The 17,681-nt window shown below is 69.1% G+C and carries 18 protein-coding genes and 2 riboswitches; of the genes, 11 read left to right on the forward strand and 7 right to left on the reverse strand.

Going from position 1 to position 17,681, the window contains the following annotated elements; all coding sequences use genetic code 11:
- Positions 1–110 precede the first annotated feature (110 nt).
- From MPLG2_RS10850 to MPLG2_RS19665, 10 genes are all read left to right on the forward strand, one after another.
- A complete protein-coding gene (locus MPLG2_RS10850) occupies positions 111–566 on the forward strand; it encodes a hypothetical protein (protein ID WP_105186135.1) in 456 nt (151 codons plus the stop codon).
- Positions 567–615: 49 nt separating this feature from the next.
- A riboswitch (cobalamin riboswitch) is annotated at positions 616–747 on the forward strand.
- A 67-nt stretch (positions 748–814) separates the two neighbouring features.
- Positions 815–1,918, forward strand: a complete 1,104-nt coding sequence (locus tag MPLG2_RS18475) for a hypothetical protein (protein WP_158681064.1) — start codon at positions 815–817, stop codon at positions 1,916–1,918.
- A 42-nt stretch (positions 1,919–1,960) separates the two neighbouring features.
- A riboswitch (adenosylcobalamin-variant (AdoCbl-variant) riboswitch) is annotated at positions 1,961–2,054 on the forward strand.
- Between the two features lie 93 nt (positions 2,055–2,147).
- Positions 2,148–3,743, forward strand: a complete 1,596-nt coding sequence (locus MPLG2_RS10860; RefSeq protein WP_105186136.1) for a hypothetical protein — start codon at positions 2,148–2,150, stop codon at positions 3,741–3,743.
- On the forward strand, positions 3,740–4,639 hold the full coding sequence (locus MPLG2_RS19015) for a hypothetical protein (RefSeq protein ID WP_197709916.1): 900 nt from the start codon (positions 3,740–3,742) through the stop codon (positions 4,637–4,639). The genes MPLG2_RS10860 and MPLG2_RS19015 overlap by 4 nt, the downstream gene beginning before the upstream one ends.
- Positions 4,612–5,811 (forward strand): energy-coupling factor transporter transmembrane component T, encoded by a 1,200-nt coding sequence (locus tag MPLG2_RS10870; protein ID WP_158681066.1) that lies wholly within the window; start codon positions 4,612–4,614, stop codon positions 5,809–5,811. The genes MPLG2_RS19015 and MPLG2_RS10870 overlap by 28 nt, the downstream gene beginning before the upstream one ends.
- Positions 5,802–7,412 carry an ABC transporter ATP-binding protein gene (locus tag MPLG2_RS10875; protein WP_105186138.1) on the forward strand — a complete coding sequence of 537 codons (1,611 nt, stop codon included), beginning with the start codon at positions 5,802–5,804 and terminating at the stop codon, positions 7,410–7,412. The genes MPLG2_RS10870 and MPLG2_RS10875 overlap by 10 nt, the downstream gene beginning before the upstream one ends.
- On the forward strand, positions 7,409–8,209 hold the full coding sequence (locus MPLG2_RS10880; RefSeq protein ID WP_231935630.1) for an ECF transporter S component family protein: 801 nt from the start codon (positions 7,409–7,411) through the stop codon (positions 8,207–8,209). Before MPLG2_RS10875 ends, MPLG2_RS10880 begins: the two co-directional genes overlap by 4 nt.
- A 212-nt stretch (positions 8,210–8,421) precedes the next feature.
- A complete protein-coding gene (locus MPLG2_RS10885; RefSeq protein WP_105186139.1) occupies positions 8,422–9,033 on the forward strand; it encodes a superoxide dismutase in 612 nt (203 codons plus the stop codon).
- A 248-nt stretch (positions 9,034–9,281) separates the two neighbouring features.
- Positions 9,282–10,379 (forward strand): resuscitation-promoting factor, encoded by a 1,098-nt coding sequence (locus MPLG2_RS19660; protein WP_105186140.1) that lies wholly within the window; start codon positions 9,282–9,284, stop codon positions 10,377–10,379.
- A gap of 47 nt (positions 10,380–10,426) precedes the next feature.
- Positions 10,427–11,194 (forward strand): resuscitation-promoting factor, encoded by a 768-nt coding sequence (locus tag MPLG2_RS19665; RefSeq protein ID WP_105186141.1) that lies wholly within the window; start codon positions 10,427–10,429, stop codon positions 11,192–11,194.
- A 334-nt stretch (positions 11,195–11,528) separates the two neighbouring features.
- Here MPLG2_RS19665 and MPLG2_RS10900 read toward each other — a convergent pair whose 3' ends face one another.
- From MPLG2_RS10900 to MPLG2_RS10920, 5 genes are all read right to left on the reverse strand, one after another.
- Positions 11,529–12,365, reverse strand: coding sequence for an alpha/beta fold hydrolase (locus tag MPLG2_RS10900; RefSeq protein WP_158681068.1), 837 nt, complete (start codon positions 12,363–12,365; stop codon positions 11,529–11,531).
- Between the two features lie 45 nt (positions 12,366–12,410).
- A complete protein-coding gene (locus MPLG2_RS10905) occupies positions 12,411–12,923 on the reverse strand; it encodes a phage tail protein (protein ID WP_105186143.1) in 513 nt (170 codons plus the stop codon).
- Positions 12,924–13,089: 166 nt separating this feature from the next.
- Positions 13,090–14,088, reverse strand: coding sequence for an intradiol ring-cleavage dioxygenase (locus MPLG2_RS10910; protein ID WP_105186144.1), 999 nt, complete (start codon positions 14,086–14,088; stop codon positions 13,090–13,092).
- A 125-nt stretch (positions 14,089–14,213) separates the two neighbouring features.
- Entirely contained in the window at positions 14,214–14,858 is a 645-nt protein-coding gene (locus tag MPLG2_RS10915; protein WP_105186145.1) for a LysE family transporter, read from the reverse strand.
- Positions 14,859–14,978: 120 nt separating this feature from the next.
- Complete coding sequence (locus MPLG2_RS10920; RefSeq protein ID WP_105186146.1) at positions 14,979–15,434, reverse strand: response regulator; 456 nt, start codon at positions 15,432–15,434, stop codon at positions 14,979–14,981.
- Positions 15,435–15,556: 122 nt separating this feature from the next.
- On the opposite strand from MPLG2_RS10920, the gene MPLG2_RS18485 reads away from it, so the two are divergent.
- Entirely contained in the window at positions 15,557–15,718 is a 162-nt protein-coding gene (locus tag MPLG2_RS18485; protein WP_158681070.1) for a hypothetical protein, read from the forward strand.
- 121 nt (positions 15,719–15,839) lie between these two features.
- Here the strand turns inward: MPLG2_RS18485 and rplQ are convergent, their stop codons facing one another.
- Positions 15,840–16,598, reverse strand: coding sequence for a 50S ribosomal protein L17, sunset domain variant (rplQ, locus tag MPLG2_RS10925; protein WP_105186147.1), 759 nt, complete (start codon positions 16,596–16,598; stop codon positions 15,840–15,842).
- A gap of 23 nt (positions 16,599–16,621) precedes the next feature.
- Positions 16,622–17,629 carry a DNA-directed RNA polymerase subunit alpha gene (locus MPLG2_RS10930; protein ID WP_105186148.1) on the reverse strand — a complete coding sequence of 336 codons (1,008 nt, stop codon included), beginning with the start codon at positions 17,627–17,629 and terminating at the stop codon, positions 16,622–16,624.
- Positions 17,630–17,681: the final 52 nt, after the last annotated feature.

Consider the following 17,681-nt stretch of genomic DNA (forward strand, 5'->3'; position numbering starts at 1 on the left):
GCAGCGGGTCTCTCGAACCTGGCCGGTCTCTACAAACAGAGCCTCGTGAGCCCTAGTGTTGGCACCGACGGGCAGACGGTCTGACCCAGCACCAGTGGAAGGAGAACGGCGTGGCTGACACTGATGGCGGCGGCTTCCTCGATGACCTTGTCGCCAAGGCCAAGGAAGTGGGCGAGCAGGTCAAGGAATTCGCCGAGGATGCGTTCGACAACGTCAAAGAGTTCACCGGCGACGCGGTCGAGAAGGGCCAAGAGGTCTTCGAGGGCATCAAAGACAAGTTCGACGGGGACGATGCGGGCGATGCCGTGCAAGACGCCGGTGACGCGGTGAAAGATGCCGCCGGTGACGCCGGCGACGCCGTGAAGGACGCGGCCGGTGACGTGGCCGACGCTGCGGGTGACGCGGTCGACGAAGCCAAAGACGCGGCGGCCGATGCTGGCGACGCGGTCAAGGACGCGGCAAGCGATGCGGCCAATGCCGCGGGCGACGCTGCCGACGACGCCAAAGACGCTGCCGCCGACGTGGCTGAGGACGTCGACAAGGGCGTCGACGAGGCGCAGAACTGACCCACGGAATCGATGAGGGGCCGTCCGGCTGGACGGCCCCTCGTTCGTCGTCCGGCGGGTCGGTTAGGCTGGCGGGCACTGAACCTGCGCAGGGGAACCCGGTGAGATTCCGGGACTGACCCGCAGCCGTGAACGCCAGCGATGGCGCAGTCGGAATGCCTGGCCGGTTCGGCTCTGCAACACCCGCCGAGGTTTGCGGGCAGAGCCCGAGCGATGGGTTCGGCCCGCATCAGCTGATAGGACCGCTCATGTCACACCTGCGCCGCATCGCCGTGCTGCTGCTCATCAGTCTCACCGCCGCTTACGGGTTGGCGGTCGCACCAGCCCGAGCAGCCGGTGCCGAAGCGATCAAGGCAGCCGACTACATCGTGTCAACGTTCGAGGCCACCGGCGACAAGCGGTTCGGCGACGTCGGCTCGGCTGCCGACTCGGTGCTGGCGCTGGCCGCAACGGGTGACGCCAAGTACGCCGACGACATCGCGGCGATCACCACGTTTCTGCAGTCGTCGGCCCCCGCCTACGTGAAGCCCGACAGCGCCGGCGCCTCGGGTGCGGCCAAACTGGCCATCGTCGCCGCAGCGGTGAAGGCCGAACCGACGAGCTTCGGCGGGGTCGACCTGCTGGCCACGGTGACGGACGGGGTCGGCGCCGACGGCGCGTTCGGCGCCTTCCCCGGCCCGTTCAGTTCAGGGCTCGCCATGGTGGCGCTGGCCCGCAACGGCCGAGCGGTGCCCGACAGCATGGTCGACTACCTGTTGCGCTACGCCGAACCCCGCAGCGGCACCACCGGCGGCGGCTTCGGCTGCGCCACCTACCCGTTCAAGGCCGACGGCGACTGCCCCGCCGCCGACCCCGACAGCACCGCGATGGCGGTGCTGGGCCTGCGGGCATCGGGGTCGGCGAAGGCCACCCAGGCGGTCACCGACGCCCTGGCCTGGCTGCAGGGCACCCAGCAGGCGGACGGCTCGTGGCAGAACTACTCGCCGGTGAACTCCACGGGTCTGGTCGGCCCGCTGTTCCCCGCCGGGTCCGAGCAGGCCACCAAGGCCACTGCCTACGTGGTGTCGCAGCAGTTGGCGTCGGGCGCACTGACCACCGGCACCGACACCAAGGCCAACCTGATCGCCACCCAGCAGGGCATCTTCGCCCTCACCGGCACCACCTACGCCACCATCGGCGGGGCGCAGCCGAGCGCTTCGGCCACGCCGTCGGCCGTGGCCTCGACGAGCCCGACCGCTGCACCGGTGCCGGCCACCCCGTCGGCACCGAACCCGGTGATCGGCTGGACGACTGCAGGGCTGCTGGTGCTGATGCTGGCCTTCTTCGTGCTCGCCCGCCGTCGGGCTTCGTGACGTACCCATCGGCAACCGGCCCGAGGCGTATACGCTGTCGATCACCTGAACTCGTGCAGGGGAACCCGGTGCAACTCCGGGGCTGACCCGCAACCGTGACGTCCGTGCAGGGCGAAGTCGGAATGCCTGCCCGGTTTCCGGCTCTCACACACCCGTCGTGGAACGCGGGGCGGAGCCCGATCGCGTCTGGTCCGGCCTCGTGTCGTGGTCCACACGCGAAAGGACTCACATGCATCGCACCCTGCAGCGGGCACTGGCCGTCGGGACTACGGCCGCCCTCGCCCTCTCGGCACTCACCGCCTCGGCACCCACCGCCAGCGCCGCCGCGCCGAGCCTGACCAAGGCCGCCAACTACCTGGTGCGCAACCTGCCCACATCGGCCGACGGCGTCGGCACGGCTTTGACCACGGCGAACGCCTTCGCCGCGACCGGCGACTGCACCTACGCACCGGCGGCGCGCACCCTGGTGAGCCAGATCACCAAGGGCGCCAAGGCCTATCTGTATCCGGGCAAGAAGCTGAACCAGGCCCGCGCCGCCAATCTGGCGATCACCGTGCAGGCCCTCGGTCTCGACGTGCGCAAGTTCGCCGGCTACAACCTGCTGTCGCTGGTGCGCTCGGGCATGCCGGTCAGCGGCCAGGTCGGCGCCGGCGGTTCGACCTTCAACCAGAGCCTCGGCATCATCGCGATGAGCCGGGGCAAGGCAGACCTGCCGATTCAGACCCTGACCAGCCTGCTCGCCCTGCAGGTGAGCACAGGCGACGACAAGGGCGCCTTCGGCTACGAGTACCCGGCGGGCACGCTGAACGCCGACCCCGACAGCACCGGCTTGGCGCTGGTGGCGCTGAAGGCGGTGGGGCACCTCGACCCGCAGCAGGACGCCGCGCTGGCCTGGGCCAAGGGCGTGCAACAGTCGGACGGCTCGTGGCCCAACGACTACTCCCCCGTCGACACCACCGGGGTGCTCGGCTCAGCGGTCAACGCCCTGGGCGGCACCGCCGAAGCGGCCAAGGCGATCGACTGGCTCGGCACCCAGCAGTTGTCGGACGGCGGCTTTCCGGCCAGCCGCGACGGCGACGACAGCAACGTGATGGCGACCGCCAACGCGATCTGGCTGCTGGCCAAGAAGACGCCATTGGACGCCTCGCTCAACCTGGCCAAGTGCCCCAAGAACCCGACCAAACTGCCGGCGAGCACCACCACCTGCACCGGAGTCTGGGTGGTCGTCGATCGCGGCAACGGCGACAGCACGACGCGCTGCGCAACGAAGTACGGCAACGGCATCGACGCGCTCAAGAGCGCCGGCTTCGCCCTGGGCTTCGACCCGAGTGGCTACATCAACCGCATTCACGGCTTTCCGTACACCATCGACACCACCTTCTCGAAGTACTGGGGCTACTACTACGCCACCCCGAAGAGCGACGGCGGCTGGAGCGAGTGGAGCGAGTACCAGGTCGGCGCCGGGGATTCCAAGCCCGCCAAGGGTGCGGTCGAGGGCTGGCTCTACGGCCCGTGGCTCAACGGCGCCCAGCCCGATCTGAACACCCCGCCGCTCGGCTACGCCACCACCGGGCAGCCGACCATCACCGGAACCGCGAAGGTGGGCCAGACCCTGACCGCCGTGCCGGGCACCTGGGACCCCGAGCCCACCTTCAGCTACCGCTGGTACCGCTCGGGATCGTCCATCTCGGGGGCCACGAAGCCGACCTACAAGCTGACCAAGTCCGATGCCGGCAAGACCATCACGGTCAAGGTCACCGGCACTCTGGCGAAGCACCAGACGGTGGCACGCACCTCGGAGCCCACCGCCAAGGTGAGCAAGTGAGAAAGCACCTGGTGGCACTGGCGCTGGCGGCGTTCGCCGTCAGCGCCTGTGCGCCGGCCACGGTGGGCAGCGCCCAGCCGACCGCTGCGAAGCCGGCCACGGCACCGCAGTCACAGGTGCTGCCCCAGGCGGCGAGCTGCGCAGGGGTCTGGGTGGTGGTCGACTTCGGCTCGCTGGGCGGCATCAGCACCAAGTGCGCCACGAGCTACGGCACCGGCCTCGCGGCGTTGAAGAGCGCCGGCTTCTCGCCCACCGTCGACGACGGCTTCGTGTACAAGATCGCGGGCAAGCCGAGCAAACCCGATATCAACAAGGCGTACTGGTCGTACTGGCACGCCACCAAGAACGACGACGGCAGCTACTCCTCATGGAGTTACTCCAACGTGGGCGCCGCCAGCTACAAACCCACCAAGGGCAACGCCGAGGGCTGGCGCTACGTGCTGCTGAGCGACCCGAAAACGCCGCCGCAGGCCAAGCCGCCCACCGACGTCGCCACGCCGACACCGACCCCGACTCCGAAGCCGACCAAGACCAGCACCAAACCGTCGAGCAAACCCAGTTCGGGCAAGACGACCACCAAGACGTCCGCCACGGCCAAGGCGCGCTCCACCCAGACCGCCAGCGCCACCGCCACGACCAAGGCCACCGCGAAGGCGACGACGGCGCGGGCCACGTCGACGGCCACGCCGATCAGCCAGACCGCGACCGACCCGGCCACCGACGGAAGCTCCACCGAGACGGACGCGGCGCAGAGCGACGCCGCACAAGAGCAACCCAGCGCTGCTGCTGAGCCCGGTGGCGGCAGTCCGATGGGCGCCATCGTGGTGGGCGCGGTCGTGGTGACCGCGGCCGCGGGCCTGGGCGGCTGGTGGATGCTGAAGGGACGGCGACCCTGACCACTGTTCACCCATGGGCCTGGTGGGGCTGGGCGATCGGCCTCGGCATCGCCGTCAGTGGCACCACCAACCCGCTGCTGCTGGCACTGATCGCCACCGCGATGGTCGTGGTGGTGATGTTGCGGCGCAGTGACGCACCCTGGGCGCGGTCGGTGCGGGCCTATCTGCTGCTGGCGCTGTTCGTGATCGTGATGCGGGTGTTCTTTCGCATCGTGTTCGGCGGCGGCACCGGCGACACCGTGCTGTTCACCCTGCCGTCGATACCGCTGCCCGACTGGGCGGCCGGCATTCAACTCGGCGGCGCGGTGACCGCCGAGGCGCTGGCCAGCACGCTGTACGAGGCGTTTCGGCTGGCCGTGATGCTGCTGTGCGTCGGTGCGGCCAACGCCCTGGCCAACCCGCGCCAGGCCCTGCGCTCGGTGCCGGCGGCGTTGTACGAGGCGTCCACCGCGGTGGTGATAGCGCTCAGCCTGACGCCGCAGTTGATCGAGAGCATCGCCCGGGTGCGGCGGGCTCGGCGCCTGCGCGGCGACTCCACCACCAGCCTGCGCGCGCTCGGCACCATCGCCCTGCCCGTGTTGGCCGACGCGATCGACCGGTCGCTCGCCCTGGCCGCCGGCATGGAATCGCGCGGCTTCGCACGCACCCGCGGCCTGCCCGTCAAGGGCACCCTGCCGGTCATGCTGGTGTCGGCCTCGCTCGCCACCATGGGCGTGTTTCTGCTGCTCAGCACCAGTTACTGGCAGCTCGCGTCGGTGCTGCTGATCGTGGGCGTGCTGGGCTGCGGGCTCGGCCTGCGCGCCGCGGGGGGCCGGCTGCGTGTGACCCGCTACCGCCCCCAGCCGTGGCGCGGCACCGACACCCTGGTGGCCCTGTCGGGGGCGCTGGCCGCCGCGCTGGTGCTGGGCCTGGGGTGGCTCGACCCCGACTCGCTCGGCCCGGCCGCGCTGGCACTGCTCGACCCGCAGGCGCTGTTCCCCTCCACCGACCCCCTGGTGTGGCCCACGGTGACCGCGCCGATGCTGCTGGTGGTGGCGCTGGCGCTGGCGCCGCTGCCGCTGACCCGGCGGCGCCGCGTGGCCACCGTCGAGTCGACCCGCAACGACACCCGGGTGCGCCTGCTGCGTCCGGGGGCCGTACCCGCGCCGAGGGCGGAGCCGACATGGCGGTGATCGAGTTCGACCGGGTGGACCTCACCTACGCGGGCGCCGACCGCGCGACCCTGCACGAGGCGACGTTCGCGCTGCCCGAGGGCGACCTGTGCCTGGTGATCGGGCCGACCGGCTCGGGCAAGTCGACCCTGCTGGGTGCCATCAACGGCCTGGTGCCGCACTTCACCGGCGGAACCCTGCGCGGACGTGTGCTGGTCGAGGGCCGCGACACCGCCCGGCATCGCCCGCGCGACCTGGCCGACGTGGTGGGCTACGTGGGGCAGGACCCGCTGCGCGGCTTCGTCACCGACACCGTCGAAGACGAGATCGCCTACGGCATGGAACAACTGGGCATCACCCCCGTGGCGATGCGCAAGCGGGTCGAAGAGACGCTCGACCTGATGGGCATCGCCGACCTGCGCCGCCGCGCGCTGATCGAGTTGTCGGGCGGGCAGCAGCAACGGGTCGCGATCGCCGCCGTGCTGGCCGCCCATCCCCGCATTCTGGTGCTCGACGAACCCACCTCGGCCCTCGACCCCACCGCCGCGCAGGACGTGCTGGCCGCCATCGGCACGCTGGTGCACGACGTCGGGCTGACCGTGGTGCTGGCCGAGCACCGGCTCGAGAGGGTGATGCAGGCGGCCGACTCGATGCTCTGGCTGCCCGGCGACGGACGAGTGGTGCACGGCTCCCCCGCCGAGGTGCTGGCGCAGGCGACCATTCGTCCGCCGCTGGCCGAACTGGCCGGCGTGCTGGGCTGGGGTCGGGTGCCGCTCAGCGTGCGTGAGGCGCGACGGCGGGCTCAGGACGAGGGCCTGGTGCCGTCGGTGCCGCCACGCGCCGCGGTGCCGACCGAACCGGTGGTGCTGTCGGCCCGCGGCGTGGCCGTGCACTACGGCGATCTGGTGGCCGTGCACGATCTCGACCTCGCCCTGGCCGCGGGCACCGTCACGGCCCTGATGGGGCGCAACGGGGCCGGCAAGTCGTCGCTGTTGTGGGCATTGCAGGGCGCCCTGACCTGTTCGGGTGCCATCGACGTGCGCGGCAACGACCCGCGCCGGCTCGGGGCCGCCGAGGCCCGCCGGCTGGTCACACTGGTGCCGCAGACCGCTGCCGACCTGCTGTACCTGCCCAGCGTGGGTGCCGAGTGCGCGCAGGCCGACGCCGAGAGCGACGCCGAGCCGGGCACCACCGCCGCCCTGCTGCGCACCCTCGGCGTCGACGTGCCCGACGACCGCGACCCGCGCGATCTGTCCGAGGGGCAACGGCTGGCGCTGGTGCTGGCCGTGCAACTGGCGGCCAGACCGCCGGTGCTGCTGCTCGACGAACCCACCCGCGGCCTCGACTATCGCGCCAAGGGTGAGCTGCGGGGCATCGTCCAGCAACTCGCCGCCCAGGGTGTCGCGGTGCTGATCAGCACCCACGACGTCGAGTTCGCGGCCGCCACCAGCACCCGCACGCTGCTGATGGCCGACGGGCAGGTGATCGCCGACGGACCCACCGCCGAGGTGCTCACCTCGTCACCGGCCTTCGCGCCGCAGGTGGCCAAGGTGTTCGCCCCGGCGCCGGTGCTGACCGCCGACGACGTGGCGCGCACGATCACCAGGCAGGGGCCGGCGTGACCGGCTCCGGACGGCAGCGCATCTCGTGGGCGGTCGTGGTGGCGCTGGTGACGGGCACGATCGCGTTCGGATGGCCGCTGGTGCTGCGTCCCGAATCGGGCATGCGTCCCGAACAGGCGCCGATCGTGTTCGCCCTGGTGCTGCCGCTGGTGCTGGCCGTGATGCTGTCAGAGGTGGTCGATGGCCGCATGGACGCCCGCACGCTCGCCATGCTGGGGGTGCTGGCCGCCGTAGGCACCCTGCTGCGGCCACTGAGCGCCGGCACCGCAGGGTTCGAACTGGTGTTCTTTCTGATGATTCTGGCCGGCCGGGTGTACGGCGCCGGGTTCGGCCTCGCGCTGGGCGCGATCACTTTGTTCACCTCGGCGCTGATCACCACCGGCGTCGGCCCCTGGCTGCCCTACCAGATGCTCGCCGCCGGCTTCGTGGGGCTGTTCGCCGGCCTGCTGCCCCCTGCCAGCGGCCGCGCCGAGATCTGGCTGCTGGCCGGCTACGGCATAGTGTCTGCCTTCGCCTACGGCTGGGTGATGGACTTCGCGTTCTGGCCGTTCGGGGTGGGCAACGATACCGGCATCTCGTTCGACCCGGCACTGGGCCCGCTGCAGAACCTGCACCGGTTCGTCCTGTACAACATCGCCACCTCGATGGGGTGGAACCTGGGCCGTGCGCTCACCAACGCCGTGCTGATCGTGCTGGTCGGCCCGGCCCTGTTGCGGCTGTTGCGCCGCTCGGCCCGGCCGGCCGAGTTCACACCCGGCTTCGAGCCGTCCCAGCAGGGGCCCGAGCGCACCGAGTGAACGAGATCCCGGCGTGCGCCGGGATGACGAAGTTCGTTGAGCGCTGGCGCGAGTTCGGAACCGTCCCCAACTCGCGCCGTCACCCGTACGTCACTTCTCGTAACCACCCAGACGGGGTCTCGACAAGCCTGACCAGCGGAATAGAGTGATGTGGACGCGGGTTGGCCCCGATGAGGGTCTTCTACCGACCGCCACCCAACGAAGGAGCGTCCATGACGTACACGCTGCCGGAACTCCCCTACGACTACGGCGCACTCGAGCCGCACATCTCGGCGCAGATCATGCAGTTGCACCACGACAAGCACCACGCCGCCTACGTGACCGGCGCGAACACCGCCCTCGAGAAGCTGGCCGCGGCCCGCGAGAGCGGCGACTTCGCGGCGATCAACAAGCTCGAGAAAGACCTGGCCTTTCACCTGGGCGGGCACATCAACCACTCGGTGTTCTGGAAGAACATGTCGCCTGATGGCGGCGGGCAGCCCGAGGGCGAGGTCGCCGCGGCGATCGACGAGTTCTTCGGGTCGTTCGAGGGGTTCCAGAAGCAATTCAATGAGGCTGCCAACGGCCTGCAGGGTTCCGGCTGGTCGATGCTGGTATGGGACACGCTGGGCCAGCGGCTCAACATCAACCAGTTGTTCGACCAGCAGGGCAACCTGCCGGTGGGTCAGCTGCCCGTGTTGCAGCTCGACATGTGGGAGCACGCCTTCTACCTGCAGTACCTCAACGTGAAGGGCGACTACGTCAAGGCGTGGTGGAACGTGGTCAACTGGCCCGACGTGGCCGAGCGCCTGGCCAAGGCCCGCGGCGTGGGCGACCTGTACTGACGCCATCCGACGCCATTCGACGCGACGGCCCCCGGGGTTTCCCGGGGGCCGTTACGCGTCCCACGATGTCGCTGGTTGGGTGCCGGCGATCCAACCCTTGGACGGGTCGGTCCGCCGCAGGGTGCGCTGACGAGGGGCGACGCAAGTTGCACGCTGGGTATTCACTGAGAGATTTGCTTCAATCCTGAGCATCAGTCACACTGATTCTCAGCTTGTTCTTATGAACAGCCCAGCCTTGCCCTCGATTTGTGGAGTTCTCCCTCGTGATCTGGTCCTCGAAGCTGACCGCTCTGACCGCAGCCGTCGTGCTGGCGGGTGGTGCGCTCGGCGCCACTGCGCTCGACAAGACGGTCAGCCTGTCCGTCGACGGGCAGACCACCTCGGCCACCGGTTTCGCCGGCACCGTGGGCGACCTGCTCAAGAGCCAGGGCATCGAGGTGGGCCCCCGCGACGTGGTGATTCCGTCGCTCGACAGCCCCCTGACCGACGGTGGCAGCGTGCAGGTGCAGTTCGCCCGCAAGGTCACCCTGCAGGTCGACGGCAAGCAGACCGAGTTCTACACCACCGCCACCACCTTGGACGGCGCGCTGGCCACCGCACAGGTGCGGGGGCTCGGTGGAGCCGACTTCTCGGTGTCGCGCTCGATGAGCATCGGCCGCGAAGGGCTGGCCGTCGACGTCACCACGCCGAAGACCGTCACCCTCGAGGTGGCCGGCAAGACCAAGAAGGTCTCCACCACCGCGTCCACGGTCGCCGAGCTGCTGGGTGAGCACAACATCGGCATGAGCGTCGACGACGCCATTCGCCCCGGGCTCGACGCGGCCATCAAGAACAAGCAGTCCATCACCCTGACGCGCATCGAGAAGTCGACCAAGACGGTCACCGAAAAGGTCGCCTACAGCGTGATCAAGACCATGTCGAAGTCGATGTACACCGGCCAGACCAAGGTCACCGCGGCCGGCAAGAACGGCAAGGCGAAGGTCACCTACGTCTACACCTCGGTCAACGGCGGCAAGGCCAGCAAGAAGGTCATCGACCGCGTGGTGATCGTGGCCCCGAAGAGTGCCCGGGTGACCGTGGGCACCAAGGCCAGCAACCTCAACCTGGCCCGGGCAGCCATGTGGGACCGCATCGCGCGCTGCGAGTCGGGCGGCAACTGGTCGATCAACACCGGCAACGGGTACTACGGCGGCCTGCAGTTCGCCAACGCTTCGTGGCGGGCCAACGGGGGCGCCGATTTCGCCCCCCGCGCCGACCTGGCCAGCCGGGCCGAGCAGATCACGGTCGCCAACCGCTACTACGCCAAGGCCGGCCTGGGGCCCTGGGGTTGCCGCCACGCGGCCTGAGCCAACCAACAGATTCGTCAACGAAGACACAACAGGGGGGAACAACGATGGGCTTCATCACCAGACTGACCGCGACGGTCGCCTGCAGCACGCTGCTAATGGGCGGGCTGAGCGCGCTGCCGGCCCACGCCGAAGACGGCACCACCGCCACCACCGCGGCGCTGACCCTGGACGTGCGGTACGCCGGCACCACCCATCAGGTCACCGTGAGCGGCGTGCAGACCGTGGCCGGGGCCTTGGCCCAACTGAACCTGGCCTTCGACGCCGATGACGTGGTGTCGCCCGCCCCCGACAGCGCGTTGACCGACGGCATGACCGTGGTGGTCGACGTGGTGAGCACCAGCACCACCGTGAAGACCGGTGTCACCATCAAGTACAAGACCGTGAAGGTCAAGACGAAGAAGTTGCACAAGGGCACGAAGAAGACCGTGCGCAAGGGCAAGAACGGCAAGGCCACCCGCACGTACCTGACCACCACGGTGAACGGCGTCTCGACCACCGAGGTGGTGGCCGAGACGATCACCAAGAAGGTGGTGAACAAGAAGGTGCTGGTCGGCACGGGCAAGCTCAACCTGGCCCGGCTGTCGAAGTGGAACAAGATCGCCAAGTGCGAGTCGGGTGGCCGCTGGCACATCAACACCCACAACGGCTACTACGGCGGCCTGCAGTTCAACCTGGCGACCTGGCGCTCGGTGAAGGGCCAGCAGTTCGCCAAGTACCCCCACAAGGCCAGCAAGGCCGAACAGATCACCGTGGCCAACCGGCTGTACGCCAAGCGCGGCTTCAAGCCGTGGAGCTGCCGCCACGTGCTCTGACCCCTCAACCGGTTCTCGCTCGAGAACCATGGGGCGCACCGCCATCCCCCCGGCGGCCGCGTCCACCGGGGCCACTCGCCCTCCCCCCGGAGAGTGGCCCCCCCCACATACGAACTGGGCTCCTGCGCCGGGAGCCCAGTTCGCCTTTTCAGGGGTCGAGCCGCAGTCTTCACACCTCAGCCGCAGCGCGCCGCCAAACCGCATCGGCAAGGACGGTTCCACTTCTGGCCCAGGGGACGGTTCCACTTCTGGCGAAACGCGCTGCACTTCATGACCCGGCCAATCAGCGGTTTCCGTCGGCGTCTGAGTCAGTCGAACCGTGCCCACGTCTGGCTCAGCACCTGCCGGCCTGCACGATCTCGGCCAACAGTTCACGCAGCTGCTCGGGTTGTTCGATCCACGGCAGGTGACCGGCCTCGGTGACCACTCGCTTGCGCGGCCTGGCCAGGCGATCGGCCAACTGCAGCGCGTTCGCCGCCGGACGCGGGTCGGCCGTGCCGTGCACCACGTACACCGGGCAACGGACGGCAGCCGCCCAGCCGATCTGGTCGGCGTCGGTGAAGCTCACCGCGCGATTGGCGTGCTGGTTGATCACGTGCGGCGAGTGGGCCATCGCACTGGCCGCACGAAGCCCGATCGTCAGGTCGGCGTAGTCGGTGGCCCAGGTCAGCGTGCGCCACTTCACCTCCTCGTCCGCGGTGCGCTGCGGCACAGACAGTTCGGCCAGTCGCGCTGCGAACGGCTCGGCCCGCCGGCGTCGCTCGTTGCGAAAGGGCGTGCGCCAGTCGCCGATGCCGACACCGCTGACGTAGCCGACCGCAGGTACCCGCTCGGGGTACGCGGCGGCGTACGCCAGCGCCAAGGTGGCCCCGAACGAGTGGCCGATGGGTACGAAACGGTCGAGTTCCCAGTGCGCCCGCAGCTCGTCCAGGTCGGCCACGCTGCGGGCCACCGACTGCTCGTCCGAAGGGGACGACGCTCCGCAGCCTCGCTGGTCGTAGCGGTGCGTCGTCGCCTCGTCGCCGATCAGGCCGGCCAGCGGCTCGAGGTAGTCCCACAGCCCCGGCCCGCCGTGCAGCAGCACCACGTGGGGCGCCTCAGCCGGGCCGGCTCGCGTCCAGGTGGCGATCCGGGCGCCGTCGGCAAGGGTGATCGTTTCGGCGTGGTCCACCAGAGCAGGCTAACCATCCCGCACTCGGGTGCGTCCGAAGCGTCGCTACGACCGCGACGGAAAGACGCCGGTCAGCGCGATGCACCAGTTCAGGGCCAAGAAGGGCGATCTGTTCTCGTGAGGCTGGCCGCCGGTGTTCGGCCCGATCATCGCCGCGCTCATGGTCACGCTGGCGGTGGCGCTGTATGAGGACTCGCTCGCGGTGAACCCGGGCAGGCTGTTCTGCGGATTCTTCGCCGTTGCGTCGGTGGCGCCCGAAACGGGGTGGGTATGCGGTGCGACCTGCTGCGCGGTGAGGGTAACGTTCTCGACACCACCGGTCTCGCCCTGGGCGTAGCTGCTCAGGCCCGGCGCCTGCCCGCTGCCGAGCGCGGTGCGTCCACGCAGGTCTGGCAGCCCGAACGTGGTGCGGCCGTCACCGCCGTACGTGGTGCCCAGCAACGAGAACAGCGCGGTGTTCTGCTGAATCGGCAACTGCTGGCCGTTGCACTGCGCCCAACCGCTCGGCGCGAAGTTGAAGCCGAAACAGCGAAGTTCGCCGATGTAGGGCTCGGTCATGGGGTGCTCCTCGGGGAGAGATGCCCACCCACCGTTGAGTGGGGCGGCACCAGTCTGATGGTGCAGTCCGCCGGCCGCTAGTTACTTGACACTAGGGACGATGGGCCTCGCGTCCATGGGGCCTGTCGTGGCAAGGGGTTCCGATCACGCTCAACCAGCGATGTCGCTAGCTGTTGGCCGGGCTCGGACCACCCGAGGGCGGCATTCCCGAGGGCGGCGCACCGCCAGGAACCCCGCCGGGGCGTCCGTCGCCACCTGGGGCGTCACCGCCGCTGGGTGTGGTGCGGGTGTCCACCGGAACGGTCAAGGTGACCGCGTAGCCCTTGGTCAGGTCGCCGGTGACGGTGCCCAACTGGTGCACGCCGCCGTCGTTGCCGAACACGTTGTCGGTGGCCAAGGTGAGCTGCGACAGGTTGCTGACCGACTGTTCGTACCCTGTGGTGGCGTAGACGGTGTCGCACACGTTCTTGGGCAGGGCGACCTGCGAGGTGGCGATGGTCTTCGAATCGTCGATGATGCTGGCCCGGTCGGGGTACACCTCGAAGTGCACGTGCGGCCAGCGTCCCGAGTAGCACGCCGGAAAGATGCTGGTGAAGGTGACTGCGCCGGAGTCGTCGGTGATCTGCACGCCGCGCAGATAGTTCTCGCCCAGGATCGACTGCGAGTACATCGAATACTCACCGGCCCGGTCGCAGTGCCAGACGTACACCGCGGCCCCGCTCATGGGCGTACCGCCAGCGGCGATGTCGAGCACGGTGAGGGTCAGCGTCATGCCGATGCCCTCGGCTGTGGTGGTCGAGCCACCGAAGCTGCTGCGAATGTCGGAACGTACCACGCCGCTCTGCTCGAGCACGTCGGGCCCGTTCGACCCGTCACCGGGGTAGGGCCCGGCGGTCTCGTCGGGAATCTCGGTCAGCCCGGTGCTGTTCTCTGCCGAGGCCGACGCGGACGTGCCGGACGTGCCGGTGGACGAACTCACCCCACAGGCGGCCAGCACGCCACCGGCAGCACCGACGCCCAGAAACTGCAACGCGCGGCGCCGGTTGAACAACGTGGTGATGTCGAACGCGAGGCCCTGATCGACCACCTCGTCGTCAGGACGGGGCAGGGCGCGTCCCTCGTAGCTCAGCCCTGCAGCGGGACTGGGCTGCTCCGATCGGCTCATGACGTTGACGGTAGACGACGAAGCACGAGCATCGCTGTGCGGCTGCTGTGAGTCGGCTGCGCGCAGCGCGCGGTCAGGGTGAGGGCAGACCGCCAAGGAGGCAGCGGAGTCACACGTTCACGGTGCTAATCGATGAACACCAGCAGCCCCGCGACGAGAACGAACAGCGTGCCGAAGATGCGGTTGACGAACCGCTGCCCGCCGTCTTCGCGCATGAACCGGCGCAGGCCCTTGGCAGCCAGAGCGAAGAAGAACCACATCACGATGACGTCGATCGTCACCACGGTGATGGTGAAGATCGCGTACTGGGTGAGCAGGTCGGCGTCCAGTCGAATGAACTGCGGGGTGAACGCCAGAAAGAACACGATCGCCTTGGGATTGGTCAGGTTCACCAGCAGGCCGCGGCGAAACATGGGCCACGGCCGCAGGTGGCTGGGCATCGCGGTGTCTTGCGCCACCTCGGCCTCGAGTTGCGCGCTGCCCATTGGACGATCCAGCCATTGCCGCACGCCCAGAAACACGAGGTAGGCGGCCCCGGCCCACCGGATCGCGGTGAACAGCCAGTGGTTGGTTGCCACCAGTACCCCGACGCCGAGCGCCACGATCACGATGTGAATCACCAGGGCCACCTGCTGGCCCAGCACGCCCCAAATCGACCGGGCCCAGCCGGCGGCGAGCGCGTTGGCCATGGTGCTGATCGCGCCGGCCCCCGGGGTGAATGAGATCAGCAGGCAGGCCCCGACCAAGGTCCACCACAGGGAGAGCTGCACCGCGCCATCGTAGGGGCACACGGACCGTCCCCACGGACGGGATGAGCGATGCTCGGGCCGGCACTCGTGCCCCATCGGCTGGGGCCGTTCGGGAGGGACGGTTCGGGACGAGGGCTCCGGCTACAGGCGGGCGGGGAGTGCTGCCAGATACAGCGCGAGCCGAGTGCGATCGGGCTGACCCAGCTCGTCCCGCAGCGCCGCCTCTAGCGCCCGGGCGATGTCGTCGGGGGCGGCGTCTTTGAGCAGGAAGCCGCACGCGCCGGCGTCGATCGCCGTTCGCACCAGTTCGTCGTCGTCGAAGGTGGTCAGCACCACTACCGGCAGGCTCGGAAAGCGGCTGGCGGCACCGGCCACCAGGCCGACTCCGTCGAGTACGGGTATGCGGGCGTCGGTGAGCACCACGTCGGGCTGCACGGCGTTGATCATGGCCAGCCCCTCGCGGCCGTCGGCCGCCTCACCCACCACCTCGACGCCCTCGAGCGTGTCGAGCACCAGACAGATGCCGCGCCGCACCAACTGCTGATCGTCAACCACCAAAACCTTGATGGCGGGTTCGGTTGCTCGAACGCCCGTCATGCCGGCACCTCCACCTTCAGGCTCGCCCCGCCAAGTGCCGAGGTGCCGCTGGTCAGGGTGCGCCGTCGTCTGCGATCTCGACCCGGACCCTGCTGACCCGATCGTTGTGGACGGTCGTCGGCGTGCACGCCGGCTTTCATCTCGCCACGTTCGTCGGGGTGCCGTTCGGCCTCGGCAACGGGCCGGCCCTCTGGGTGCTGACCGGCAGCGGACACACGCTAATCGGCGTGGTCGCCCTGGTGCTGTGGTCGCGCCGCGATGCCCGGGTGGATTACGTCCACTGACCTCCTGACCCGCTCGACTTTCACAGGCCTCCCGGGCAGGTGGGCGAGCGCCATCACCCACCCCCGGGACGCACCGATGCCCGGCCCCTGAACGGTAGCCGGGCATCGGTTGTGTTGCGGATCAGGCCTCGTCGTCGTGCTTGACGGCGTTGACGAAGCCGGCCTTCTCGGCCGCCTCTTCGCTGTCGAACCACACCTCGGCGATGGTTTGGTCGTACCAGGGCGACTCGGGGGTGTGGAACTTCCTCGAGTCCTCGTTGCCCTTGATGTCGTAGCCCTTGGGCGGGTTCTCGCCGCGGTAACCACCCTCGGCGGTCTCAGCCACGGCGTCGGCACCCACGGTCACCTTTCCGATCTCGTCGTCGGCCGAGGGGGCGGACGGCGCGGAGGGCGACGACGGGCTGGACGGGGCCGACTCGGCCTTCTTGGCGCGCTTCGGGGCGGCGGCCTTGTCGGCCTTCTTGGCCGGGGCTGCGGCCGCAGCCGGCTTGCCCTTGGCCTTGTTCTTGCGCGACTCCTCGACCGACTCGGTGATGATCTCGATCACGGCCATGGGGGCGTTGTCGCCCTTGCGCGGGCCCACCTTGGTGATGCGGGTGTAGCCGCCGTCACGATCGGCCAGCTTGGGCGCGATCTCGGTGAACAGCACGTGCACCACACCCTTGTCGGTGATGGTCGAGAGCACCTGGCGACGGTTGTGCAGGTCGCCCCGCTTGGCCTTCGCGATCAGCCGCTCGGCCAGCGGCTGAACCCGCTTGGCCTTGGCCTCGGTGGTGGTGATCCGGCCGTGCTCGAAGAGCTGGCTGGCCAGGTTGGCCAGAATGATCCGCTGGTGCGCCGGGGATCCCCCGAACCGGGGGCCCTTGGTTGGCTTGGGCATGAGTCGTTACTCCTATTCGCGGATCAGTACTCGTCGCCGAAGTCGGCGTCGTCGTCGTTGTAGCGGTTGAGGGCGGCCAGCGGGTCGAAGCCGGGCGAGCTGTCTTTGAGCGACAGGCCCATCTCGTGCAGCCGCAGCTTGACCTCTTCGATCGACTTCGAACCGAAGTTGCGAATGTCGAGCAGGTCCTGCTCAGAACGCGACACCAGCTCAGACACGGTGTGGATGCCCTCGCGCTTGAGGCAGTTGTAGCTGCGCATGGTGAGCTTCAGCTCCTCCACCGGCAGCGCCAGGTCGGCGGCCAGCTGCTCGTCCACCGGCGACGGGCCGATCTCGACGCCCTCGGCGTCCACGTTCAGCTCGCGGGCCAGGCCGAACAGCTCGGTCAGGGTCTTGCCGGCCGAAGCCACCGCGTCGCGGGGGGTCATCGACGGCTTGGTCTCGACGTCGAGGGTCAGCCGGTTGAAGTCGGTGCGCTGCTCCACGCGGGTGGCCTCGACCTTGTAGGTGACCTTCAGCACCGGGCTGTACAGCGAGTCGACCGGAATGCGGCCGATCTCGGCGTCGATGTTTTTGTTCTGCACGGCCGACACGTAGCCGCGGCCACGCTCGACGACCAGCTCCATCTCGACCTTGCCGGTCTCGTTGAGCGTGGCGATGTGCAACTCAGGGTTGTGGATCTCGACGCCGGCGGGCGGCGCGATGTCGGCGGCGGTGACCTCACCGGGGCCGGCCTTGCGCAGGTACATCACGACCGGCTCGTCCTCTTCGGACGAAAGCACCAGGCCCTTGAGGTTGAGGATGATCTCGGTGACGTCTTCGACGACACCTTCGATGGTGCTGAACTCGTGCTGGGTGCCTTCGAGCTTGATGCTGGTGACGGCCGCGCCCGGAATGGACGACAGCAGCGTGCGGCGCAGCGAGTTGCCCAGGGTGTAACCGACACCGGGCTCCAGGGGCTCCACGACGAAGCGGGAGCGGTAGTCGTCGACGACCTCTTCGGTCAGACTCGGACGCTGTGCGATGAGCATGTAGTTGTTCTTCCTCTCCTGCCGACCGCTATATGACGGCAGTCATGGGTTG

The organism is Micropruina glycogenica, from assembly GCF_900289045.1.
Classification (GTDB): domain Bacteria; phylum Actinomycetota; class Actinomycetes; order Propionibacteriales; family Propionibacteriaceae; genus Micropruina; species Micropruina glycogenica.